Origin of the sequence: Streptomyces pilosus, assembly GCF_014649835.1 — a bacterium.
GTDB classification, from domain to species: domain Bacteria; phylum Actinomycetota; class Actinomycetes; order Streptomycetales; family Streptomycetaceae; genus Streptomyces; species Streptomyces pilosus.
This window is the reverse complement of sequence record NZ_BMTU01000011.1, coordinates 91350-115627: the sequence shown is the minus strand read 5'-3', so window position 1 is coordinate 115627 and position 24278 is coordinate 91350. Positions and strand designations below refer to the sequence as shown.

At 71.3% G+C, this 24278-nt stretch carries 23 protein-coding genes; 22 read left to right on the top strand and 1 reads right to left on the bottom strand.

Annotated elements, in window-relative coordinates; translation table 11 throughout:
- Positions 1-48: 48 nt before the first annotated feature.
- From mltG to nusB, 9 genes are all read left to right on the top strand, one after another.
- The gene (gene mltG / locus IE118_RS24745; protein WP_189560240.1) at positions 49-1743 is read left to right on the top strand and encodes an endolytic transglycosylase MltG; all 1695 of its coding nucleotides are present in this window, start codon (positions 49-51) and stop codon (positions 1741-1743) included.
- A complete protein-coding gene (locus IE118_RS24740) occupies positions 1740-2567 on the top strand; it encodes a shikimate dehydrogenase (RefSeq protein ID WP_189560239.1) in 828 nt (275 codons plus the stop codon). The genes mltG and IE118_RS24740 overlap by 4 nt, the downstream gene beginning before the upstream one ends.
- 259 nt (positions 2568-2826) lie before the next feature.
- Positions 2827-4011, top strand: a complete 1185-nt coding sequence (aroC, locus tag IE118_RS24735) for a chorismate synthase (RefSeq protein WP_189560238.1) — start codon at positions 2827-2829, stop codon at positions 4009-4011.
- Positions 4008-4520, top strand: coding sequence for a shikimate kinase (locus tag IE118_RS24730; protein ID WP_189560237.1), 513 nt, complete (start codon positions 4008-4010; stop codon positions 4518-4520). Before aroC ends, IE118_RS24730 begins: the two co-directional genes overlap by 4 nt.
- The gene (gene aroB / locus IE118_RS24725; RefSeq protein ID WP_189560236.1) at positions 4517-5611 is read left to right on the top strand and encodes a 3-dehydroquinate synthase; all 1095 of its coding nucleotides are present in this window, start codon (positions 4517-4519) and stop codon (positions 5609-5611) included. The genes IE118_RS24730 and aroB overlap by 4 nt, the downstream gene beginning before the upstream one ends.
- Positions 5612-5737: 126 nt before the next feature.
- Positions 5738-6574 (top strand): Pro-rich N-terminal domain-containing protein, encoded by an 837-nt coding sequence (locus IE118_RS24720; RefSeq protein WP_189560235.1) that lies wholly within the window; start codon positions 5738-5740, stop codon positions 6572-6574.
- Positions 6575-6760: 186 nt separating this feature from the next.
- The gene (locus IE118_RS24715) at positions 6761-7867 is read left to right on the top strand and encodes an aminopeptidase P family protein (protein ID WP_189560234.1); all 1107 of its coding nucleotides are present in this window, start codon (positions 6761-6763) and stop codon (positions 7865-7867) included.
- Positions 7868-7937: 70 nt separating this feature from the next.
- A complete protein-coding gene (gene efp, locus IE118_RS24710; protein WP_189560233.1) occupies positions 7938-8504 on the top strand; it encodes an elongation factor P in 567 nt (188 codons plus the stop codon).
- A 2-nt stretch (positions 8505-8506) separates the two neighbouring features.
- Entirely contained in the window at positions 8507-8935 is a 429-nt protein-coding gene (gene nusB, locus IE118_RS24705) for a transcription antitermination factor NusB (RefSeq protein WP_189560232.1), read from the top strand.
- Positions 8936-9072: 137 nt separating this feature from the next.
- Here nusB and bldD read toward each other — a convergent pair whose 3' ends face one another.
- Positions 9073-9573, bottom strand: coding sequence for a transcriptional regulator BldD (bldD, locus tag IE118_RS24700; protein WP_189560231.1), 501 nt, complete (start codon positions 9571-9573; stop codon positions 9073-9075).
- 264 nt (positions 9574-9837) lie between these two features.
- Here bldD and pyrR point away from each other — a divergent pair, with 264 nt between their 5' ends.
- The 13 genes from pyrR to metK all read left to right on the top strand — a co-directional run bounded on the left by pyrR (position 9838) and on the right by metK (position 24255).
- Positions 9838-10422, top strand: coding sequence for a bifunctional pyr operon transcriptional regulator/uracil phosphoribosyltransferase PyrR (pyrR, locus tag IE118_RS24695; RefSeq protein ID WP_189560230.1), 585 nt, complete (start codon positions 9838-9840; stop codon positions 10420-10422).
- A gap of 102 nt (positions 10423-10524) precedes the next feature.
- Complete coding sequence (locus IE118_RS24690) at positions 10525-11556, top strand: aspartate carbamoyltransferase catalytic subunit (protein ID WP_189560229.1); 1032 nt, start codon at positions 10525-10527, stop codon at positions 11554-11556.
- Positions 11557-11561: 5 nt separating this feature from the next.
- On the top strand, positions 11562-12848 hold the full coding sequence (locus IE118_RS24685; protein ID WP_189560228.1) for a dihydroorotase: 1287 nt from the start codon (positions 11562-11564) through the stop codon (positions 12846-12848).
- Positions 12845-13459, top strand: coding sequence for a PH-like domain-containing protein (locus IE118_RS24680; protein ID WP_189560227.1), 615 nt, complete (start codon positions 12845-12847; stop codon positions 13457-13459). The genes IE118_RS24685 and IE118_RS24680 overlap by 4 nt, the downstream gene beginning before the upstream one ends.
- Positions 13456-14613, top strand: coding sequence for a glutamine-hydrolyzing carbamoyl-phosphate synthase small subunit (gene carA / locus IE118_RS24675; protein ID WP_189560226.1), 1158 nt, complete (start codon positions 13456-13458; stop codon positions 14611-14613). Before IE118_RS24680 ends, carA begins: the two co-directional genes overlap by 4 nt.
- Positions 14606-17914 carry a carbamoyl-phosphate synthase large subunit gene (gene carB, locus IE118_RS24670; RefSeq protein WP_189560225.1) on the top strand — a complete coding sequence of 1103 codons (3309 nt, stop codon included), beginning with the start codon at positions 14606-14608 and terminating at the stop codon, positions 17912-17914. Before carA ends, carB begins: the two co-directional genes overlap by 8 nt.
- A gap of 54 nt (positions 17915-17968) precedes the next feature.
- Complete coding sequence (locus IE118_RS24665) at positions 17969-19075, top strand: quinone-dependent dihydroorotate dehydrogenase (RefSeq protein ID WP_189560224.1); 1107 nt, start codon at positions 17969-17971, stop codon at positions 19073-19075.
- Positions 19072-19917 carry an orotidine-5'-phosphate decarboxylase gene (gene pyrF / locus IE118_RS24660; RefSeq protein WP_189560223.1) on the top strand — a complete coding sequence of 282 codons (846 nt, stop codon included), beginning with the start codon at positions 19072-19074 and terminating at the stop codon, positions 19915-19917. Before IE118_RS24665 ends, pyrF begins: the two co-directional genes overlap by 4 nt.
- A 255-nt stretch (positions 19918-20172) precedes the next feature.
- Complete coding sequence (locus IE118_RS24655; protein ID WP_003977346.1) at positions 20173-20496, top strand: integration host factor; 324 nt, start codon at positions 20173-20175, stop codon at positions 20494-20496.
- 60 nt (positions 20497-20556) lie between these two features.
- Positions 20557-21150 carry a guanylate kinase gene (gene gmk, locus IE118_RS24650; RefSeq protein WP_189560222.1) on the top strand — a complete coding sequence of 198 codons (594 nt, stop codon included), beginning with the start codon at positions 20557-20559 and terminating at the stop codon, positions 21148-21150.
- 62 nt (positions 21151-21212) lie between these two features.
- On the top strand, positions 21213-21485 hold the full coding sequence (gene rpoZ / locus IE118_RS24645; RefSeq protein WP_004933985.1) for a DNA-directed RNA polymerase subunit omega: 273 nt from the start codon (positions 21213-21215) through the stop codon (positions 21483-21485).
- A gap of 122 nt (positions 21486-21607) precedes the next feature.
- On the top strand, positions 21608-22810 hold the full coding sequence (coaBC, locus tag IE118_RS24640; protein WP_189560221.1) for a bifunctional phosphopantothenoylcysteine decarboxylase/phosphopantothenate--cysteine ligase CoaBC: 1203 nt from the start codon (positions 21608-21610) through the stop codon (positions 22808-22810).
- Between the two features lie 236 nt (positions 22811-23046).
- Complete coding sequence (metK, locus tag IE118_RS24635) at positions 23047-24255, top strand: methionine adenosyltransferase (RefSeq protein ID WP_189560220.1); 1209 nt, start codon at positions 23047-23049, stop codon at positions 24253-24255.
- The last annotated feature ends 23 nt before the right edge of the window (positions 24256-24278 follow it).

The window sequence follows — 24278 nt, the reverse complement described above, 5'->3', positions numbered from 1 at the left end:
GGTCTTCAGGTGGCCGGGCGACCGCCGCCTCGCGGCTCTAGGGGATCGATGACTGAGTATGGCCGGGGCCAAGGCTCCGAACCGTGGCATCCGGACGATCCGTTGTACGGGGACGGCGGATGGGGAGGACAGCAGGCCCAGCAGGGTCAGCCGTCCCCCTACGGCGGCCAGCCGCAGCAGTACCCGCAGCAGCCGCAGGCGCAGCAGTACGGCGACTGGGGCACCGGTGAGCAGCAGGGTTACGGGCAGCAGCACGACCAGCAGGGCTACGGGCACCAGGAGCAGTACCCGCAGTACGACCAGCAGTACGCCCCCCAGCAGCAGCACCAGCACCAGCAGCCGCAGCAGCAGTACGACCAGAACGGCTGGCCCGTCGGCGCGCAGCACCCGCAGGACCCCTATGCCGCCGATCCGGCGCACCCGTACGGGCAGCAGGCCGGGGGCTACGGCGGCGACGCGAACGACTACTACGGCACCCCCGAGGCCTATCCGCCGCCCGAACCGCCCAACCGCCGCCGCGCCGAACCCGAACCCGAGCCGGACGGCGACTGGGACCCGGGCCCCGACCAGGGCGAACACGCCTTCTTCGCGGGTGGTGGCGACGACGACGACGAACCGGCCGACCGGCGCGGACGCGGTGACCGCCGCGGCGGCAAGGAGAAGAAACGACGCAGCGGTCTGGCCTGCCTCGTGGTGGTCGTGGTCTTCGGTGGTGGCCTGGCCGGTGTCAGCTACTTCGGCTACCAGTTCTACCAGGATCGTTTCGGCAGCCCCGAGGACTACGCGGGCGGCGGCAACGGCACGCAGGTGACCGTCACGATCCCCAAGGGCTCCGGCGGCTACGCCATCGGCCAGGAGCTCAAGAAGGCCGGCGTCATCAAGAGCGTCGACGCGTTCGTCGCGGCCCAGGCGTCCAACCCGCAGGGCAACACCATCCAGGACGGCGTGTACACGCTGCAGAAGGAGATGTCGGCCGCCAGCGCGGTGGAGCTGATGCTCAGCCCGAAGAGCCGCAACAACCTGATCATCGCCGAGGGCAAGCGCAACGCCGACATCTACAAGCTCATCGACGCGCGCCTCGGGGTGACGGCGGGCACCACGGCCAAGGTGGCCAAGGAGGACTGGGAAAAGCTCGGCCTCCCCGAGTGGGCCCGGAACCACAAGGACGTCAAGGACCCGCTGGAAGGATTCCTCTTTCCCTCCAGCTACGGCGTGTCCAAGGGGCAGAAGCCCGAGGACGTCCTCAAGCGCATGGTCACCCAGGCCACCGAGGTGTACGACAAGCTGGGAGTCGAGAAGCAGGCCGCGAGCCTCGGGCTGGAGAACCCGTGGCAGCTCCTCACCGTCGCCAGCCTCGTCCAGGCCGAGGGCACCAGCCACAGCGACTTCCGCAAGATGGCCGAGGTCATCTACAACCGCCTCGAACCCGGCAACACCGAGACCAACGGCATGCTCGAGTTCGACTCCACGTACAACTACATCAAGAACCAGAGCAAGATCGACCTGACCCTCGCGGAACTCAGGAACTACGACAACCCGTACAACACGTACTTCTACAAGGGCCTGCCGCCCGGACCGATCAGCAACCCCGGCGAGGACGCGGTCAAGGGCGCGCTCGACCCGTCCGACGACGGCTGGTTCTACTTCATCTCCCTCGACGGGAAGACCAGCAAGTTCACCAAGACCAACGCCGAACACGCCGAGCTGGTCAAGGAGTTCAACGAATCCAGGAAGAGCGGATGACCGGTTCGCGCCGCGCCGCCGTCCTCGGCTCCCCGATCTCCCACTCCCTCTCCCCGGTGCTGCACCGGGCCGCCTACGCGGAGCTGGGGCTCGGCGGATGGACGTACGAGCGCTTCGAGGTGGACGAGGAGGCGCTGCCGGGGTTCTTCGAGACGCTGGGCCCGGACTGGGCCGGTCTGTCCCTGACCATGCCGCTGAAGCGGGCGGTCCTCCCGCTGCTCGACGAGATCAGCGAGACGGCGGCCTCCGTGGACGCGGTCAACACCGTCGTCCTCCACGAGGACGGCCGCAGGACCGGTGACAACACCGACATCCCCGGCATCGTCGCCGCCCTGCGCGAGCACGGCATCGACACGGTCGAGTCCGCCGCCGTCCTCGGCGCCGGAGCCACCGCCTCCTCCGCCCTCGCCGCCCTCGCGCGGATCTGCACGGGCGAGATCACCGTCCACGTCCGCAGCGAGGCCCGGGCGGCCGAGATGCGCCAGTGGGCCGAGCGGCTCGGCGTCCCGGTGCGCATCGCCGACTGGGCGGACGCCGAGCGGGCCCTCCACGCACCGCTGGTCGTCAGCACCACCCCGGCCGGTGTCACGGACGCGCTCGCCCGGGCCGTCCCGGAACGCCCGACGGCCCTCTTCGACGTCCTCTACGACCCGTGGCCGACCGCCCTCGCCGCCCGCTGGTCCGCCTGCGGAGGTGCCGTGATCAGCGGGCTCGACCTGCTGGTGCACCAGGCGGTGCTGCAGGTGGAACAGATGACGGGACGCTCGCCGGCCCCGCTGGACGCCATGCGGAAAGCGGGAGAACGGGCCCTCACCGTCCGCTGACGTCCCCGCCGTGTCCCGCGGTGGCGCAGCGCGGGAGAGGGACGTGATCCACGGCCGCGGGGACGGCACCACCGGGTTCCCGCCCCGCCCGGACCGTGGTCGCGGCCGTCCGCCTGATGGACCGGCGGCCGGTTGCCCCGCCCGGACGTGGGAGGATCGGAGGTGGCGGACCGGGGCCGCGCACCCCGTCACGCCACAGCGGTACGCGAACGGTCGCGTACGCACGGCATACCGGGGCGCGAAGCACGGAGGAGCACCGTTGAGCAGGTTGCGCTGGCTGACCGCGGGGGAGTCCCACGGTCCCGCACTCGTCGCGACGCTGGAGGGTCTTCCCGCCGGCGTGCCGATCACCACGGACATGGTGGCGGACCACCTGGCGAGGCGGCGGCTCGGCTACGGTCGCGGTGCCCGGATGAAGTTCGAGCGCGACGAGGTCACCTTCCTCGGCGGCGTACGGCACGGAAGGACCCTCGGCTCCCCGGTCGCGGTCATGGTGGGCAACACCGAATGGCCGAAGTGGGAGCAGGTCATGGCGGCCGACCCGGTCGACCCCGAGGTCCTCGCCGGCCTGGCGCGCAACGCCCCGCTGACCCGCCCCCGCCCCGGCCACGCCGACCTCGCGGGCATGCAGAAGTACGCCTTCGACGAGGCCCGCCCGATCCTGGAGCGCGCCTCCGCCCGGGAGACCGCCGCCCGCGTGGCGCTGGGCGCGGTGGCCCGCTCGTACCTCAAGGAGACGGCCGGCATCGAGATCGTCAGCCACGTCGTCGAACTGGCGGCCGCCAGGGCCCCGTACGGCGTGTACCCGACACCCGCCGACGTGGAGCGGCTGGACGCCGACCCGGTGCGCTGCCTGGACGGGGACGCCTCGGAGGCGATGGTCGCGGAGATCGACCAGGCCCACAAGGACGGCGACACCCTCGGCGGCGTGGTCGAGGTGCTGGCCTACGGCGTCCCCGTCGGCCTCGGCTCCCACGTCCACTGGGACCGCCGGCTCGACGCCCGCCTCGCCGCCGCCCTCATGGGCATCCAGGCCATCAAGGGCGTGGAGGTCGGCGACGGCTTCGACCTCGCCCGCGTGCCCGGCTCCCAGGCACACGACGAGATCCTCACCACCCCCGACGGCATCAGGCGCGCCTCCGGCCGCTCCGGCGGCACCGAGGGCGGCCTGACCACGGGCGAGCTGCTGCGGGTCCGCGCGGCGATGAAGCCGATCGCGACGGTGCCGCGCGCGCTGAAGACCGTCGACGTCGCCACCGGCGAGGAGGCGGCCGCCCACCACCAGCGTTCCGACGTCTGCGCGGTGCCGGCCGCGGGCATCGTCGCCGAGGCCATGGTCGCCCTGGTCCTCGCGGACGCGGTCGCGGAGAAGTTCGGCGGCGACAGCGTCACCGAGACCCGCCGCAACGTGACGTCGTACCTCGACAACCTGGTCATCCGATGAGCCCGAGGATGGTGCTGGTCGGCCCGATGGGCGTGGGCAAGTCCACGGTCGGCCGGCTGCTGGCCGAACGCCTGGGCGTCGGCTACCGGGACACCGACGACGACATCGTCGCCGCGGAGAACAGAACCATCGCCGACATCTTCGTCGACGAGGGGGAAGCGGCCTTCCGGGCCGTCGAGAAACGCGCGGTGCGCTCGGCGCTCACCGGGCACGACGGCGTCCTGGCCCTGGGCGGCGGCGCGATCCTGGACGAGGACACCCGCGGCCTGCTCGCCGCGCAGCGGGTCGTCTACCTCTCGATGGACGTCGAGGAAGCGGTCCGGCGCACCGGCCTGGGCGCCGCCCGCCCCCTGCTCGCGGTCAACCCGCGCAAGCAGTGGCGCGAGCTGATGGAGGCCCGCAGGCACCTCTACGAGGAGGTCGCCACGGCCGTCGTGCCCACGGACGGCCGCACCCCCGAAGAGGTCGCCGAGGCCGCCCTGAACGCACTGGAGCTGAAGGAAGCATGAGCAACGAGGCAGTGACGCGGATCCACATCGCGGGCACCGCGGGCACCGACCCCTACGAGGTCCTGGTGGGCCGTCAGCTCCTCGGCGAGCTGGGCGGCCTGATCGGCGACCGGGCCAAGCGGGTCGCGGTCGTGCACCCCGAAGCGCTCGCCGAGACCGGCGACGCGCTCCGTGCGGACCTCGCCGGCCAGGGCTACGAGGCCATCGCCATCCAGGTGCCCAACGCGGAGGAGGCCAAGACCGCCGAGGTCGCCGCCTACTGCTGGAAGGCGCTCGGCCAGTCCGGTTTCACCCGCACCGACGTCATCGTGGGGGTCGGCGGCGGCGCCACCACCGACCTGGCCGGTTTCGTGGCGGCCACCTGGCTGCGCGGAGTCCGCTGGATCGCCGTCCCGACCACCGTCCTGGCCATGGTCGACGCGGCCGTCGGCGGCAAGACCGGCATCAACACCGCGGAGGGCAAGAACCTCGTCGGGTCCTTCCATCCGCCCGCCGGCGTCCTGTGCGACCTGGCGGCACTGGACTCCCTCCCGGTCAACGACTACGTGTCGGGCCTCGCCGAGGTGATCAAGGCCGGCTTCATCGCCGACCCGGCGATCCTCGACCTCATCGAGTCCGACCCCGAGGCCGCCCGCACCCCGGCGGGCCCGCACACCGCGGAACTCATCGAACGCTCGATCCGGGTCAAGGCCGAGGTCGTCTCCTCGGACCTGAAGGAATCCGGCCTGCGCGAGATCCTCAACTACGGCCACACCCTCGGTCACGCCGTCGAGAAGAACGAGCGCTACAAGTGGCGCCACGGCGCCGCCGTGTCCGTCGGCATGCACTTCGCCGCCGAGCTGGGCCGCCTCGCGGGCCGCCTCGACGACGCCACCGCCGACCGCCACCGCACGATCCTGCAGTCGGTGGGCCTCCCCCTGCACTACCGCTACGACCAGTGGCCCAAGCTGCTGGAGAACATGAAGGTCGACAAGAAGTCCCGCGGCGACATGCTGCGCTTCGTCGTCCTCGACGGGCTCGCCAGGCCCACGGTGCTCGAAGGACCCGACCCGGCCGTCCTGCTCGCCGCCTACGGCGAGGTGGGGGAGTAGGCCGGGCACTCATCGCCGCCCCCGGCCGTTCACACAACGACGGCAGGGGGCGGTACCGTTCGGTAGCGCGCGGGGCACCCCCCGCTGTCAGCGCCCCATCGCCTGTACGAGACGGAGTGGCACCGGATGCAGCACGCAGTGGGTTCTCCGCTGCCGCCGCCCCACCAGCCGGGGCACGGACCGGCCGCCGGCTGGTCACCGGCCGCACACCACCCGGGCCAGCACCCCGGACCCGCCCCCGTGCCACCTCCGGCACCGGGCTTCCCCGCGCCCGGGCCCCCCGCGGGCCCGCAGCACGCCTCCATGCCCCCGCCGCCGGACGCCACCGGCCATGTGGCACTGCCGCCCGGCGGCCCGGTTGCCATGCCCAGCCCGCCACAGGCTCCCGCGGTGCCGGACCCGGCCGGCACGAGCATCGCGGTGCTGCTCATCGGACCCGCGGGCGCCGGCAAGACGAGCGTGGCCAAGCACTGGGCGGACCACCGCCGGGTCCCGACCGCGCACATCAGCCTCGACGACGTACGCGAATGGGTCCGCTCGGGTTTCGCCGACCCGCAGTCCGGGTGGAACGACAACTCCGAGGCGCAGTACCGTCTGGCCCGCCGCACCTGCGGCTTCGCCGCGCGCAACTTCCTGGCCAACGGCATCTCCTGCATCCTCGACGACGCGGTCTTCCCCGACCGTCCGGTCGTCGGCCTCGGCGGCTGGAAGCGGCACGTGGGTCCCGGCCTGCTGCCCGTCGTCCTCCTCCCCGGCCTCGACATCGTCCTGGAGCGCAACGCGGAACGCACGGGCAACCGCCGCCTCGGCGACGAGGAGGTGGCCCGCATCCACGGCCGCATGGCCGGCTGGTACGGCTCGGGTCTGCCGATCATCGACAACTCCCAGCTGGACATACCGGAAACGGCCCGCGTCCTGGACGACGTCCTGGCCCGCGCGATAGCCAGCCCGCCCCAGTGGTGACGCCGCGCCCGCACGCGTCACCGGCGTAGCCGGGGCCGGAACCCGCGCGAAACCGCCCGGGGTCCGGCAGCGGGCCCGCGCGGGCGCCGCCGGGCCCCGGCCCCACGACGCACTGTCGCGGCCCCGCCCCACCCACTCGGCCCCGCTCGACCGGCGACATCCGGCCACCGCTCCTACGCTCGAAGAATGTCTGAGGTCTACGCGGTCCGCCGGGCGCGGCTCCGGGAATGCTGCAACGCGGTCGGCAGCACGGCGGCGCTGGTGTCCCGCCCCGCCAACGTGCGCTACCTCGCCGGAGCCGCCCCCGAGGGCGCCGTCCTGCTCCTGGGCAGCACCGAAGACGTCCTCCTGTGCGCGGCCCCACCCGACGACCGCTCCCCGCAGACCCGCCCCGACGACTCTTTGCGCCTGCACGTGACGGCCGGGGCCGGCGCCGACCCCGCCGTCGCCGCCGCCGGCCTCGCCGTCGCCCAGGGCGTCGACTCCCTCGCCGTCGAGGAGCACCACCTCACCGTGACCCGGCACCGTGAGATCCACGCCGCCGCCCCGAAGCTCCGCCTGGCCGGCGTCGCCGGAGCCGTGGAACAGCTCCGTGTCGTCAAGGACGAGGAGGAGATCTCCTGCCTCCGCATCGGCGCGGAGATCGCCGACCAGGCCCTGGGCGAACTCCTGGAGTCCATCCTCGTCGGCCGCACCGAACGCCACCTCGCCCTGGAGCTCGAACGCCGCCTCGTCGACCACGGCGCCGACGGCCCCGCCTTCCCCACCTCCGTGGCCACCGGTCCCAACGCCGGCCGCCCCGGCCACCGCCCCACCGACCGCCGGGTCGAGGAGGGCGACTTCCTCTCCGTCTGCCTCGGCGCCACCTACCGCGGCTACCGCTGCGAAATCGGCCGTACGTTCGTCATCGGCACGGCGCCCGCGGACTGGCAGATCGAGCTGTACGACCTCGTCTTCTCGGCCCAGCGGGCCGGCCGGGAGTCCCTCGTACCGGGCACCGCCTGCCGCGACGTGGACCGCGCGGCGCGCCACGTCCTGGACTCCGCCGGGTACGCGGAGGCACTCCCCGTGCGCACCGGTCACGGCGTAGGACTCGAAATCGACGAGGACCCTCAATTGACCCCTGCGGCCATGGGTAAACTGGACGCTTGCGTGCCGGTGACCGTCGAACCGGGGGTTCACCTCCCCGGCCGGGGCGGAGTCCGGATCGATGACACGCTCGTCGTACGCCCCGAGGCGGACGGCGGACCCGAGCTACTCACCATCACGACCAAGGAGCTGCTCGCGCTCTAGCCCCGCGCTGTGCGCCTGCCCCCGCCCCGGCCGTCGTCCACGTCAGTCCAGTCCAGGAGATTCCGCAACCGTGGCTTCCACGAACGACCTCAAGAACGGCATGGTGCTCAAGCTCGAAGGCGGCCAGCTCTGGTCCGTCGTCGAGTTCCAGCACGTCAAGCCCGGCAAGGGCCCGGCCTTCGTGCGCACCAAGCTGAAGAACGTGCTGTCCGGCAAGACCGTCGACAAGACCTTCAACGCCGGCGTCAAGGTCGAAACGGCCACCGTCGACAAGCGTGACATGCAGTTCTCGTACATGGACGGCGACTACTTCGTCTTCATGGACATGCAGACCTACGACCAGCTGCACATCGACCGCAAGACGGTCGCCGACGCCGCGAACTTCCTCATCGAGGGCTTCGAGGCGACCGTCGCGCAGCACGAGGGCGAGGTGCTCTTCGTCGAGCTGCCCGCCGCGGTCGAGCTGACCATCCAGGAGACCGAGCCGGGCGTGCAGGGCGACCGCTCCACCGGTGGCACCAAGCCGGCGATCCTGGAGACCGGCCACCAGATCCAGGTCCCCCTCTTCATCACCACCGGTGAGAAGATCAAGGTCGACACCCGCACCAGCGACTACCTCGGCCGGGTGAACAGCTAACCGTGGCTGCCCGCAACACGGCCCGCAAGCGCGCCTTCCAGATCCTCTTCGAGGGCGACCAGCGCGGCACCGAGGTCCTGACGGTCCTCGCCGACTGGATCCGGCACGCCCGGTCCGACACCCGGCAGCCGCCGGTGAGCGAGTACACGATGCAGCTCGTCGAGGGCTACGCGGAACACGCGCGGCGCATCGACGAGCTGATCTCCCAGTACTCGGTCGGCTGGACCCTGGACCGGATGCCGGTCGTCGACCGCAGCATCCTGCGTCTGGGCGCCTACGAGCTGATCTGGGTCGACGAGACCCCGGACGCCGTCGTCCTCGACGAGATGGTGCAGCTGGCGAAGGAGTTCTCCACGGACGAGTCGCCCTCCTTCGTGAACGGCCTGCTGGGCCGTCTCAAGGAGCTCAAGCCGTCCCTGCGCCGGGACTAGCCGCCCCGCACGGGCGCGGGACACCGCGCCCGGCCTCCCGGGACCGCCGCCGTGCCCGGCGCACAAACCGCCGGGGGCCGGAACCACATGTGGTTCCGGCCCCCGGCGGTACGTTTCTGCGTGACCCCGTGAAGGTCCTAGTCCTCGTGCGAGGCCACCGCGCGGCGCGCGTCCGCGTCGAGGACGCCCCAGCTGATCAGCTGCTCGGTGAGGACCGAGGGCGACTGGTCGTAAATGACGGCGAGGGTGCGCAGGTCGTCCTGGCGGATGGAGAGCACCTTGCCGTTGTAGTCGCCGCGCTGGGACTGGATCGTCGCCGCGTAGCGCTGCAGCGGGCCCGCCTTCTCGGCCGGCACCGTGGCCAGCCGCTCCAGGTCCAGGACCAGCTTCGGCGGCGGCTCGGCGGCGCCGCCCGGGGTCGTGCCCGGCAGCAGTTCCTGGACCGGGACGCCGTAGAAGTCCGCCAGCTCCGCGAGGCGCTGCACGGTCACGGCGCGGTCGCCGCGCTCGTACGAACCGACCACGACCGCCTTCCAGCGGCCCTGGGACTTCTCCTCGACACCGTGGAGGGAAAGGCCCTGCTGGGTGCGGATCGCCCGGAGCTTGGCCCCGAGCTGTTTGGCGTATTCGCTGGACATATAGCTCCCCGGCACTGTGTCGACGCGGCTCTGGCTGGTTTCCATGCCGCGCGTCTGGTAACTCACTGTGAGGTTACGCAGCGTTACTCTCGTGCGTCAAGCCGAATGGTCCACACCGACTCTTCCGTGGTAGCGAAGATCGGCTGCTCCATTCGGGTGATGAGGGGTGTCGCTACGGGCTGATCCCGACCTGATAACCTGAGCCACGCAAACCGACGTCCTTTAAGGTCCGTCCCGTGAGGCGGAGAAGGAGGTCCGTGTCACATGGACAAGCAGCACACGCAGTACGCACAGGACGCTCAGCCGGAAGCCCGGCCCGTCCTCGAAGGCCCCGACATCGCCCGGGTGCTGACCCGCATCGCCCACGAGATCGTCGAACGCGCCAAGGGCGCCGACGACGTGGTGCTCCTCGGCATTCCGACCAGAGGCGTCTTCCTCGCCCAGCGGCTCGCCGCCAAGCTCGAGCAGATCACCGAGCGCAAGATCCCGGTCGGCTCGCTCGACATCACCATGTACCGCGACGACCTGCGCATGCACCCGCCGCGCGCGCTGGCCCGCACCGAGATCCCCGGTGACGGCATCGACGGCCGGCTGGTCGTCCTCGTCGACGACGTGCTCTTCTCCGGCCGGACCATCCGCGCCGCCCTCGACGCGCTGAACGACATCGGGCGCCCCCGCGCGGTGCAGCTCGCCGTCCTCGTCGACCGCGGCCACCGCGAACTGCCCATCCGCGCCGACTACGTCGGCAAGAACCTCCCCACGTCGCTGCGGGAGACGGTCAAGGTCCTGCTCGCCGAGGAGGACGGTCGCGACACCGTGCTGCTCGGCGCCAAGCAGACCGCCCAGTAGCACTTCGGGCGCACGTCGACGGCGTGCGCCGGCTCGGCACGCCCACGCGCGTCCCCGTCTGCCCGATTTCGCCTCATTGAACTGCCTTACGGAGCCTGACAGATGCAGCGTCATCTCATCTCGGCCGCCGACCTCACCCGCGACGACGCCGTCCTGATCCTCGACACCGCCGAGGAGATGGCCCGGGTCGCCGACCGGCCGATCAAGAAACTGCCGACCCTGCGCGGCCGCACGGTGGTCAACCTCTTCTTCGAGGACTCCACCCGCACCCGGATCTCCTTCGAGGCCGCCGAGAAGCGGCTGTCCGCGGACGTCATCAACTTCACCGCCAAGGGCTCCAGCGTCTCCAAGGGCGAATCCCTGAAGGACACCGCCCAGACCCTGGAGGCCATGGGCGTCGACGCCGTGGTCATCCGGCACGGCGCCTCCGGAGCCCCCTACCGGCTCGCCACCTCCGGCTGGATCGACGCGCACGTCATCAACGCCGGTGACGGCACCCACCAGCACCCCACCCAGGCGCTGCTCGACGCCTTCACCATGCGGCGCCGGCTCGTCGGCCGGGACGCGGGGATCGGCCAGGACCTCTCCGGCCGGCGCATCACCATCGTCGGCGACGTCCTGCACAGCCGGGTCGCCCGCTCCAACGTCGACCTGCTGCACACCCTCGGCGCCGAGGTGACCCTCGTCGCCCCGCCGACCCTGCTGCCGGTCGGCATCGGCACCTGGCCCTGCGAGGTGTCCTACGACCTCGACTCCACGCTCACCAAGTCCGACGCGGTGATGATGCTGCGCGTGCAGCGCGAGCGGATGAACGCCGCGTTCTTCCCCACCGAGCGGGAGTACTCGCGCCGCTACGGCCTCGACGGCGAGCGCATGGCGCGGATGCCGGAGCACGCCATCGTGATGCACCCCGGGCCGATGGTCCGCGGCATGGAGATCACCGCCGAGGTCGCCGACTCCGACCGCTGCACCGTGATCGAACAGGTCACCAACGGGGTCTCCATCCGCATGGCCGTCCTCTACCTGCTGCTGGGCGGCAACGAACCCGCCGTGTCCGGCGCCCGCCCGCCCGTCTCCCCCCACCCTTCCAGCGAGCGCTCCGCGCACACCCCTTCCGCGGCCGAGGAGAAGTAAGAACGATGAGCAAGATCCTGATCCGTGGTGCGAAGGTGCTCGGCGGCGAGCCGCAGGACGTCCTGATCGACGGTGAGACGATCACACAGGTCGGCGCCGGGCTGACGGCCGGGGACGCCGAGGTCGTCGAGGCCGCAGGCAAGGTCCTCCTGCCGGGCCTGGTCGATCTCCACACCCACCTGCGCGAGCCCGGCCGCGAGGACTCCGAGACGGTGCTGACCGGCACCCGCGCGGCGGCGAGCGGCGGCTACACCAGCGTCTTCGCCATGGCCAACACCTTCCCCGTCGCCGACACCGCAGGCGTCGTCGAGCAGGTCTGGCGGCTCGGCCAGGAGTCCGGCTACTGCGACGTGCAGCCCATCGGCGCCGTCACCGTCGGGCTTGAGGGCAAGAAGCTCGCCGAACTGGGCGCCATGCACGAGTCCGCGGCCGGCGTCACCGTCTTCTCCGACGACGGCAAGTGCGTCCACGACGCCGTGATCATGCGCCGCGCGCTGGAGTACGTGAAGGCCTTCGGCGGGGTCGTCGCCCAGCACGCCCAGGAGCCGCGGCTGACCGAGGGCGCCGAGATGAACGAAGGCGTGGTCTCCGCCGAGCTCGGCCTCGGCGGCTGGCCGGCCGTCGCCGAGGAGTCGATCATCGCGCGCGACGTGCTGCTCGCCGAGCACGTCGGCTCCCGCGTCCACATCTGCCACCTGTCCACGGCGGGCAGCGTCGAGATCGTCCGCTGGGCCAAGTCCCGCGGCATCGACGTCACCGCCGAGGTCACCCCGCACCACCTCCTCCTCACCGACGAACTGGTGCGCACCTACAACCCGGTCTACAAGGTCAACCCGCCGCTGCGCACCGAGCGGGACGTGCTGGCGCTGCGCGAGGCGCTCGCCGACGGGACGATCGACATCGTCGCCACCGACCACGCCCCGCACCCGCACGAGGACAAGGACTGCGAGTGGGCCGCGGCCGCCATGGGCATGGTCGGCTTGGAGACCGCGCTGTCGGTGGTCCAGGAGACGATGGTCGACACGGGTCTGCTGGACTGGGCGGGCGTCGCCGACCGCATGTCCTTCACGCCGGCGCGCATCGGGCGGGCCGAGGGCCACGGCCGCCCCGTCTCGGCAGGTGAGCCCGCCAACCTCACCCTCGTCGACACGGCATACCGTGGTTCCGTGGACCCCGCGGGCTTCGCCTCGCGCAGCCGCAACACGCCCTACGAGGGCCGTGAGCTGCCGGGCCGTGTCACCCACACCTGGCTCCGGGGCAAGGCCGTGCTCGTCGACGGGAAGCTCACGTGACACCTGTAATCCTGCTGGCCGCCGAGAAGGAATCGGCGGAAGTGACCGACTGGGCCGCCCGGATCGGCTGGGTCGTCGGACTCGTCCTCTTCGTGGCGCTCGTCTACTGGCTGATGCGCGAGGGCTGGCGGTGGCGGGGCACCCTCCAGGGCGACCTGCCGGAGCTGCCCTCCCGCCCGTCGCCCGCCACCACCCCCGGCGGGGGCGGCGAACCGACGCTGCCGGGAATGCCGGACGACCCGGGCCGGGCGAGACTGAGCATGAGCGGCCGCTACCACGGCTCCACCACGGCCGGGCAATGGCTCGACCGCATCGTGGCGCACGGCCTGGGAACCCGCAGCCGGGTCGAGCTGACGCTCACCGCCGCCGGACTGGACGTCGTACGCCCCGGAGCGGAGGACTTCTTCGTCCCGGTGGACGCACTGCGCGGGGCCCGGCTCGACAAGGGCATCGCCGGCAAGGTCCTCACCGAGGGCGGCCTGCTGGTCGTCACCTGGGCGCACGGCGAGCGGCTGATCGACTCCGGCTTCCGCTCCGACCACGCCGCCGAGCACAACGAGTGGGTCGAGACCCTCAACCACATGATCAACAAGACGGAAGGCGCACGATGACAACCTCCACCAGGGGAGCCGCCAAGGTTCCCGCCGTACTCGTCCTGGAGGACGGCCGGATCTTCCGCGGCCGCGCCTACGGGGCCGTGGGGGAGACCTTCGGCGAAGCGGTGTTCTCCACCGGCATGACCGGCTACCAGGAGACCCTCACCGACCCGTCCTACCACCGCCAGGTCGTGGTGATGACCGCCCCGCACGTGGGCAACACGGGCGTCAACGACGAGGACATGGAGTCCAGGAAGATCTGGGTCTCCGGCTACGTCGTGCGCGACCCCGCGCGCGTGCCCTCCAACTGGCGCTCGACGCGCTCGCTGGACCAGGAGCTCGCCGCCCAGGGCGTCGTCGGCATCTGCGGCATCGACACCCGCGCCCTCACCCGCCACCTGCGCGAGCGCGGGGCCATGCGCGTCGGCGTCTTCAGCGGCGACGCGGTGCGCGACGACGCGGCCCTGCTCGCCCGCGTCAAGGAAGCACCCGAGATGGCGGGCGCCGACCTCGCCGCCGAGGTCGCCACCACCGAGCCGTACGTCGTCCCGGCCATCGGCGAGAAGAAGTTCACCGTCGCCGCCATCGACCTCGGCATCAAGGGCATGACCCCGCAGCGCATGGCCGAGCGCGGCATCGAGGTGCACGTCCTGCCGGCCACGGCGACCGTCGACGACGTCTACGCCGTCAACCCCGACGGCGTGTTCTTCTCCAACGGGCCCGGCGACCCCGCCACCGCCGACCACCCGGTCTCCGTCATGCGGGCGGTACTGGAACGCGGCACCCCGCTCTTCGGCATCTGCTTCGGCAACCAGATCCTCGGCCGCGCCCTCGGCTTCGGCACCTACAAGCTGAAGTACGGCCACCGCGGCATCAACCAGCCGGTGCAGGACCGTACGACCGGCAAGGTCGAGGTCACCGCGCACAACCACGGATTCGCCGTCGACGCCCCGCTCGACAAGGTCTCCGACACCCCCTACGGCCGCGCCGAGGTCTCCCACGTCTGCCTCAACGACAACGTGGTCGAGGGACTCCAGCTGCTCGACCGGCCGGCCTTCAGCGTCCAGTACCACCCCGAAGCGGCAGCGGGCCCGCACGACGCCGCCTACCTGTTCGACCGCTTCACCTCTCTGATGAGCACCGTCCCGATGGAGGGCCAGCGTGCCTAAGCGCACCGATATCCAGTCCGTCCTGGTCATCGGCTCCGGCCCGATCGTCATCGGCCAGGCCGCCGAGTTCGACTACTCCGGCACCCAGGCGTGCCGCGTCCTCAAGGCCGAGGGCCTGCGCGTCGTCCTGGTGAACTCCAACCCGGCGACGATCATGACCGACCCGGAGATCGCCGACGCCACCTACGTCGAGCCGATCACCCCCGAGTTCGTCGAGAAGATCATCGCCAAGGAGCGGCCGGACGCCCTGCTGCCCACCCTGGGCGGCCAGACGGCCCTGAACACCGCCATCTCGCTGCACGAGAACGGCGTGCTCGACACGTACAGCGTCGAGCTGATCGGCGCCAACGTCGAGGCGATCCACAAGGGCGAGGACCGCGACCTGTTCAAGGAGGTCGTCGAGGCCGTCCGCGGCAAGATCGGGTACGGCGAGTCCGCCCGTTCCGTCATCTGCCACACCATGGACGAGGTGCTCGCCGGCGTCGACGAGCTCGGCGGCTACCCGGTCGTCGTCCGCCCCTCCTTCACCATGGGCGGTGCCGGCTCCGGCTTCGCCCACGACGAGGACGAGCTGCGCCGCATCGCCGGCCAGGGCCTCACCCTCTCGCCGACCACCGAGGTGCTCCTGGAGGAGTCCATCCTCGGCTGGAAGGAGTACGAGCTGGAGCTGATGCGCGACAAGCACGACAACGTCGTGGTCGTCTGCTCCATCGAGAACTTCGACCCCATGGGCGTGCACACCGGTGACTCCATCACCGTCGCCCCGGCGATGACCCTCACCGACCGCGAGTACCAGATCCTGCGGGACATCGGCATCGCCGTCATCCGCGAGGTCGGCGTCGACACCGGCGGCTGCAACATCCAGTTCGCGGTGAACCCCGAGGACGGCCGGGTCATCGTCATCGAGATGAACCCCCGCGTCTCGCGCTCCTCGGCGCTCGCCTCCAAGGCGACCGGATTCCCGATCGCCAAGATCGCCGCCAAGCTCGCCGTCGGCTACACCCTCGACGAGATCCCGAACGACATCACGCGCGAGACCCCGGCCTCCTTCGAGCCGACGCTCGACTACGTGGTCGTGAAGGCACCCCGGTTCGCCTTCGAGAAGTTCCCCTCCGCCGACTCGACGCTCACCACCACCATGAAGTCGGTCGGCGAGGCCATGGCCATCGGCCGCAACTTCACCGAGGCGTTCCAGAAGGCGCTGCGCTCGCTGGAGAAGAAGGGCAGCCAGTTCACCTTCGTCGGCGAGCCCGGCGACAAGGCGGAGCTGCTGCGCGAGGCGGTCCGCCCGACCGACGGCCGGATCAACGCCGTCATGGGCGCCATCCGCGCGGGCGCCACCCCGGAGGAGGTCTTCGACGCCACGAAGATCGACCCCTGGTTCGTCGACCAGCTCTTCCTCCTCAAGGAGATCGCCGACGACCTGGCCGCGGCGCCCGAGCTGACCCGCGAACTGCTCGCCGAGGCCAAGCGGCACGGCTTCTCCGACCAGCAGATCGGTGAGATCCGCGGCCTGCGCGAGGACGTCGTCCGCGAGGTCCGGCACGCACTGGGCATCCGGCCGGTCTACAAGACCGTCGACACCTGCGCCGCCGAGTTCGCCGCGCGGACGCCGTACTTCTACTCCTCCTACGACGAGGAGACGGAGGTCGCCCCGCGCGAGAAGCCCGCGGTGATCATCCTGGGCTCCGGCCCCAACCGCATCGGCCAGGGCATCGAGTTCGACTACTCCTGCGTCCACGCCTCCTTCGCGCTGAGCGACGCGGGCTACGAGACCGTGATGGTCAACTGCAACCCGGAGACCGTCTCCACCGACTACGACACCTCCGACCGGCTCTACTTCGAGCCGCTCACCCTGGAGGACGTCCTGGAGATCGTGCACGCCGAGCGGCAGGCCGGACCGATCGCGGGCGTCGTCGTCCAGCTCGGCGGCCAGACCCCGCTCGGCCTGTCGCAGGCGCTCAAGGACAACGGCGTGCCGATCGTCGGCACCTCCCCGGAGGCCATCCACGCCGCCGAGGACCGCGGCGCCTTCGGCCAGGTCCTCAAGGAGGCCGGCCTGCCCGCCCCCAAGCACGGCACCGCCACCACCTTCGCCGAGGCCAAGGCCATCGCCGACGAGATCGGCTACCCGGTCCTCGTCCGGCCGTCCTACGTCCTCGGCGGCCGCGGCATGGAGATCGTCTACGACGAGGCCCGGCTGGAGGCGTACATCGCCGAGTCGACCGAGATCAGCCCCTCCCGGCCGGTGCTCGTCGACCGCTTCCTCGACGACGCCATAGAGATCGACGTCGACGCCCTCTACGACGGCGAGGAGCTGTACCTCGGCGGTGTGATGGAGCACATCGAGGAGGCCGGCATCCACTCCGGCGACTCGGCGTGCGCCCTGCCGCCGATCACGCTCGGCGGCTTCGACATCAAGCGGCTGCGCGCCTCCACCGAGGGCATCGCCCGCGGAGTCGGGGTGCGCGGCCTGATCAACATCCAGTTCGCGCTGTCCGGCGACATCCTCTACGTCCTGGAGGCCAACCCGCGCGCCTCGCGCACGGTGCCCTTCACCTCCAAGGCCACCGCGGTGCCGCTGGCGAAGGCCGCGGCCCGGATCTCGCTGGGCGCCACCATCGCCGAGCTGCGCGCCGAGGGCCTGCTCCCGGCCACCGGTGACGGCGGCGAGCTGCCGCTGGACGCGCCGATCTCCGTCAAGGAGGCCGTGATGCCGTGGTCCCGCTTCCGGGACATCCACGGCCGCGGCGTCGACACCGTGCTCGGCCCCGAGATGCGCTCCACCGGCGAGGTCATGGGCATCGACTCCGTCTTCGGCACGGCGTACGCCAAGTCGCAGGCCGGCGCCTACGGGCCGCTGCCCACCAAGGGCCGCGCCTTCATCTCGGTCGCCAACCGGGACAAGCGCTCGATGATCTTCCCGGCGCGGGAGCTGGTGGCGCACGGCTTCGAACTGCTCGCCACCTCCGGCACCGCCGAGGTCCTCAAGCGCAACGGCATCAACGCCACCGTGGTGCGCAAGCAGTCCGAGGGCACCGGCCCGAACGGCGAGCGGACCATCGTCCAGCTCATCCACGACGGTGAGGTCGACCTCATCGTCAACACCCCGTACGGCACCGGCGGCCGCCTCGACGGCTACGACATCCGCACGGCAGCCGTGGCCCGCTCCGTCCCGTGCCTGACCACGGTCCAGGCGCTCGCCGCCGCCGTCCAGGGCATCGACGCGCTCAACCGCGGAGAGGTGGGCGTCCGCTCGCTCCAGGAACACGCGGAACATCTGACCGCGGCCCGCGACTAGCAGCAGCCCCCAGGGGGACACCGGAAACGGTGTCCCCCTCTTCATGGAGACACCGTGTACCACATCCTCTTCACCCTGCTCTTCCGCCGGATGGACCCGGAGCGGGCCCACCACCTGGCCTTCCGCTGGATCCGACTCGTCGCACGCGTCCCCGTGCTGCGCACCTTCGCCGCCGCCGCGCTCGCCCCGCGCCACGAGGAGCTGCGCACCGAGGCGTTCGGCCTGCGCCTGCACAGCCCCTTCGGCCTCGCCGCCGGCTTCGACAAGAACGCGGTCGGCATCGACGGCCTGGCGATGCTCGGCTTCGACCACGTCGAGATCGGCACCGTGACCGGGGAGCCGCAGCCCGGCAACCCCAGGAAGCGGCTGTTCCGCCTGGTCGCCGACCGGGCCCTGATCAACCGCATGGGCTTCAACAACGACGGCTCCCTCGCCGTGGCGGCGCGCCTGGCCTCCCGCACGCCCGTCTTCAGGACGGTCGTCGGCGTCAACATCGGCAAGACCAAGGCCGTCCCCGAGGACGAGGCCGTCGCCGACTACGTGAAGTCCGCCGAGCGGCTCGCCCCGTACGCCGACTACCTGGTCGTCAACGTCTCCTCCCCGAACACGCCGGGGCTGCGCGACCTCCAGGCCGTGGACCACCTGCGCCCGCTGCTCACCGCCGTCCGGGAGGCCGCCGACCGCGCCGTCCCGGCCCGCCGGGTGCCGCTCCTGGTGAAGATCGCCCCCGACCTCGCCGACGAGGACGTCGACGCCGTCGCCGACCTCGCCGTGGAACTCGGCCTCGACGGCATCATCGCCACCAACACCACCATCGCCCGGGCGGGACTCGGCCTGACGTCCGACCCCGCGGCCGTGAACGAGACCGGCGGCCTGTCCGGCGCGCCCCTGAAGGCACGCTCCCTGGAGGTGCTGCGCCGTCTCTACGCGCGCGTGGGCGACCGGATCACCCTGGTCGGCGTCGGCGGCATCGAGAACGCAGAGGACGCCTGGCAGCGCATCCTGGCCGGTGCCACGCTGGTCCAGGGCTACAGCGCGTTCGTCTACGAGGGCCCCCTCTGGGGGCGCGCCATGCACAAGGGGCTCGCCGCACGCCTGCGCACCAGCCCCTACGCCACGCTCGCCGACGCGGTGGGCGCCGACGTGAGGACGACGGCATGACCGGTCAGGAACCCTTCGGCGCGCGTCTGCGCCGCGCGATGGACGAGCGGGGCCCGCTGTGCGTGGGCATCGACCCGCACGCCTCCCTGCTCGCCGAGTGGGGGCTGGACGACGACGTGCGGGGCCTGGAGTCGTTCAGCCGCACCGTCGTCGAGGCGGTGGCCGGCCGGGTCGCCGTGCTCAAGCCGCAGAGCGCCTTCTTCGAGCGCTTCGGCTCGCGCGGCGTCGCCGTGCTGGAGAAGACGGTCCAGGAGGCGCGGGCCGCGGGCGCGCTGGTGCTGATGGACGCCAAGCGCGGCGACATCGGCTCCACCATGGCCGCCTACGCCGAGTCCTTCCTGCGCGAGGACGCGCCCCTGTTCTCCGACGCGCTCACCGTCTCGCCGTACCTCGGCTACGGCTCGCTGAGCCCGGCCGTCGCCCTCGCGCGCGAGAGCGGCACCGGACTGTTCGTGCTGGCGCTGACGTCCAACCCGGAGGGCGGAGAGGTGCAGCACGCGGTCCGCTCCGACGGGCGCACCGTCGGCGCGACCATGCTCGGGCACCTGGCGCTGGAGAACGCCGGCGAGGAGCCGCTGGGGTCCTTCGGCGCGGTGGTCGGCGCGACGCTCGGCGACCTGTCCTCGTACGACCTGGACGTGAACGGTCCGCTCCTGGCCCCCGGCATCGGCGCGCAGGGCGCCACGGCGGCCGACCTGCCGGCGGTCTTCGGGCGCGCGGTGCGCAACGTCGTGCCGAACGTGAGCCGGGGAGTGTTGCGCCACGGTCCCGACGTGGTCGCTCTGCGTGACGCCGCCGAGCGGTTCGCGGAGGAGATCCGGGCCGCGGTGACGGGGGCCTGAGACCGGCCGACGAGGGAATCCGTGGTCGTCGCGCTGTGAAGACACCCTCACATCGGCAGTCATTTGTCTGATATGTCCGGTCTGGCGGAGGCTGACCAGGACTTTTCCGCAGTTCTCGCTGACTCAGGCGGACTTGGCCGCTAGTCTCCGACGGAGAGTGAACGGGCGACGATGTCGTCCATCACTCCAGGTGTGGGGCGACCAGGTTCCTCACCGGTCCGTATCCGACAGTTCGACATCCGAGGTGACGTAGGCGTGGCTCTTCCGCCCCTTACCCCTGAACAGCGCGCAGCCGCGCTCGAAAAGGCCGCCGCGGCTCGCCGGGAGCGGGCCGAGGTCAAGAATCGACTCAAGCACTCCGGCGCCTCCCTGCACGAGGTCATCAAGCAGGGCCAGGAGAACGACGTCATCGGCAAGATGAAGGTCTCCGCCCTGCTGGAGTCCCTGCCGGGCGTGGGCAAGGTCCGCGCCAAGCAGATCATGGAGCGTCTGGGCATCTCCGAGAGCCGCCGTGTGCGGGGTCTCGGGTCCAACCAGATCGCCTCCCTGGAGCGCGAGTTCGGCAGCACCGGCTCCTGAGTACCGGACCGTCCGGGACCGGCGTCCCGGGCACTCCGGAATTGCTGGAATAATCGCCGCATGGCTGCAACACCCCGGGGGACGTCCCCCGTACCCCCGGACGTACGTCCGCGGCTGACCGTGCTCTCCGGCCCCTCCGGGGTCGGCAAGAGCACGGTCGTCGCTCATATGCGCAAGGAACACCCCGAGGTCTGGCTCTCCGTCTCCGCGACGACCCGCAAGCCCCGCCCCGGTGAGCAGCACGGCGTCCACTACTTCTTCGTCACCGACGACGAGATGGACAAGCTGATCGCCAACGGCGAGCTGCTGGAGTGGGCCGAGTTCGCGGGCAACCGCTACGGCACCCCCCGCGCGGCGGTGCTGGAGCATCTGGAGGCGGGTGTGCCGGTGCTGCTGGAGATCGACCTCCAGGGTGCGCGGCAGGTCCGCGAGTCCATGACCGAGGCGCAGCTGGTGTTCCTGGCTCCTCCCTCCTGGGAGGAGCTCGTGCGCAGGCTCACGGGCCGCGGTACGGAGTCGGCCGAGGTCATCGAGCGCCGGCTCACGGCCGCGAAGACCGAACTCGCCGCCGAGCCGGAGTTCGACACCACCCTGGTCAACACCTCCGTCCAGGACGTCGCCCGCGAGCTGCTAGCCTTGATGAACGTCGTGTGATCGTGAGCAGTGGTTCACCGGTCAGGTCGACAGAATCTTTCCCATCCATCGGAAGGTAGAGCGTGTCCTCTTCCATCTCCGCGCCCGAGGGCATCATCAACCCGCCGATCGACGAGCTCCTCGAGGCCACGGACTCGAAGTACAGCCTCGTGATCTACGCGGCCAAGCGGGCCCGCCAGATCAACGCGTACTACTCGCAGCTCGGCGAGGGCCTGCTCGAGTACGTCGGTCCCCTCGTCGACACCCATGTCCACGAGAAGCCGCTCTCGATCGCCCTGCGCGAGATCAACGCGGGACTGCTGACCTCCGAGGCCGTCGAAGGCCCCGGTCAGTAACCGGTCAGACAGTCGTATCAGCGGTTTGCAGCTGACTTTTCCACAGGCCCGGCAGCACGTCTGCCGGGCCTGTGGTGTCTCATGGTGCTGGTCGCACATTTTCCGAGGTACGGGGAGAGACGGTGGACAAGCCCAAGGTCGTGCTGGGGGTCAGCGGCGGCATCGCCGCGTACAAGGCCTGTGAGCTGCTGAGGCGGCTGACGGAGTCGGGACACGACGTACGGGTCGTGCCCACCGCCTCCGCGCTGCACTTCGTCGGCGCGGCCACCTGGTCCGCGCTCTCCGGCCACCCGGTCTCCACCGAGGTCTGGGACGACGTCCACGAGGTGCCCCACGTACGCATCGGCCAGCACGCCGACCTGGTGGTCGTCGCCCCGGCCACCGCCGACACGCTCGCCAGGGCCGCCCACGGCCTGGCCGACGACCTGCTCACCAACACCCTGCTCACCGCCCGCTGCCCGGTGGTCTTCGCCCCCGCCATGCACACCGAGATGTGGGAGCACCCGGCCACCCAGGACAACGTGGCGACCCTGCGCGCCCGGGGCGCCGTCGTCATCGAACCGGCCGTCGGCCGGCTCACCGGCGCCGACACCGGCAAGGGCCGCCTGCCCGACCCGGGCGAGATCTTCGAGGTGTGCCGCCGGGTCCTGGCCCGCGGCGTCACCGGACCCGACCTCGCCGGCCGGCACGTCGTCATCAGCGCCGGAGGCACCCGCGAGCCCCTCGACCCGGTCCGCTTCCTCGGCAACCGCTCCTCCGGCAAGCAGGGCTACGCCCTCGCCCGCACCGCCGCCGCCCGGGGCGCCCGCGTCACGCTGATCGCGGCCAACACCGCGCTGCCCGACCCGGCCGGGGTCGACGTCGTCGCCGTCGGCACCGCCGTGGAACTGCGGGAGGCCGTCCTGCGCGCCGCCCCCGACGCGGACGCGGTCGTCATGGCGGCGGCCGTCGCCGACTTCCGCCCGGCGGCCTACGCCGCCGGGAAGATCAAGAAGAAGGACGGCCAGGAGCCCGAGCCCGTCGCCCTGGTACGGAATCCGGACATCCTCGCCGAGATCTCCGGCGACCGGGCGCGGTCCGGACAGGTGATCGTGGGCTTCGCCGCGGAGACCGACGACGTCCTCGCCAACGGCCGGGCCAAGCTGAAGCGAAAGGGCTGCGACCTGCTGGTGGTGAACGAGGTGGGGGAGAGCAAGACCTTCGGTCTGGACGACAGCGAGGCCGTGGTCCTGGGCGCCGACGGCACCGAGACCCCGGTGGCCCACGGCCCCAAGGAGACCCTGGCCGAAACCGTCTGGGACCTGGTGGCCGAACGCCTCGGATGAGTGATTGATTCGCCCTCCGACCCACCGAAACCTCCCCCGCCGGGGCGTGGCACCTCTGGCGAACCTCGCCCCGCCCGGGGAGAATGCCCGTGCCGCAGGTCACAGCGCTCTCGCGAGACGAGACGGGGGCCCGCCGGCGAAGCGCGACCGATAAACTGTTCCACTGACGGCGTCGGGTGCAGCCCCCGCCGTCCGCCCATGATCAGCCAGCAGCCGCTGCAACCCCAGGGAGCGTTGTGTCCCGTCGTCTGTTCACCTCGGAGTCCGTGACCGAGGGTCACCCCGACAAGATCGCTGACCAGATCAGCGACACCATTCTCGACGCGCTCCTCCGCGAGGACCCGACCTCCCGGGTCGCCGTCGAGACGCTGATCACCACCGGCCTGGTGCACGTGGCCGGCGAGGTCACCACCAAGACGTACGCGGACATCGCGACGCTGGTGCGCAACAAGATCCTGGAGATCGGCTACGACTCCTCGAAGAAGGGCTTCGACGGCGCCTCCTGCGGCGTCTCGGTGTCGATCGGCGCGCAGTCCCCGGACATCGCCCAGGGTGTCGACGCCGCCTACGAGGCCCGCGTCGAGGGCGACGACGACGAACTGGACCGGCAGGGCGCCGGCGACCAGGGCCTGATGTTCGGCTACGCGACGGACGAGACGCCGACGCTTATGCCGCTGCCGGTCTTCCTCGCCCACCGCCTGTCCAAGCGCCTGTCCGACGTGCGCAAGAACGGGACCATCCCCTACCTGCGCCCCGACGGCAAGACCCAGGTCACCATCGAGTACGACGGCGACAAGGCGGTCCGCCTGGACACCGTGGTCGTCTCCTCCCAGCACGCCTCGGACATCGACCTGGAGTCGCTGCTCGCCCCCGACATCCGCGAGTTCGTCGTGGAGCCGGAGCTGAAGGCGCTCCTCGACGAGGGCATCAAGCTCGAGACCGAGAAGTACCGGCTGCTGGTGAACCCCACCGGCCGGTTCGAGATCGGCGGTCCGATGGGTGACGCCGGCCTGACCGGCCGCAAGATCATCATCGACACCTACGGCGGCATGGCCCGCCACGGCGGCGGCGCCTTCTCCGGCAAGGACCCCTCCAAGGTGGACCGCTCGGCCGCCTACGCGATGCGCTGGGTCGCCAAGAACGTGGTGGCGGCCGGCCTGGCCGCGCGCTGCGAGGTGCAGGTGGCGTACGCCATCGGCAAGGCCGAGCCGGTCGGCCTGTTCGTGGAGACCTTCGGGACCGCCAAGGTCGAGACGGAGCGGATCGAGCGCGCCATCGACGAGGTCTTCGACCTCCGCCCGGCCGCGATCATCCGCGACCTGGACCTGCTGCGCCCGATCTACGCCCAGACCGCCGCCTACGGCCACTTCGGCCGTGAGCTGCCCGACTTCACCTGGGAGCGCACCGACCGCGTGGACGCCCTGCGCAAGGCGGCGGGGCTGTAGGTCCCGCCCGCCCGTCCCTCCGA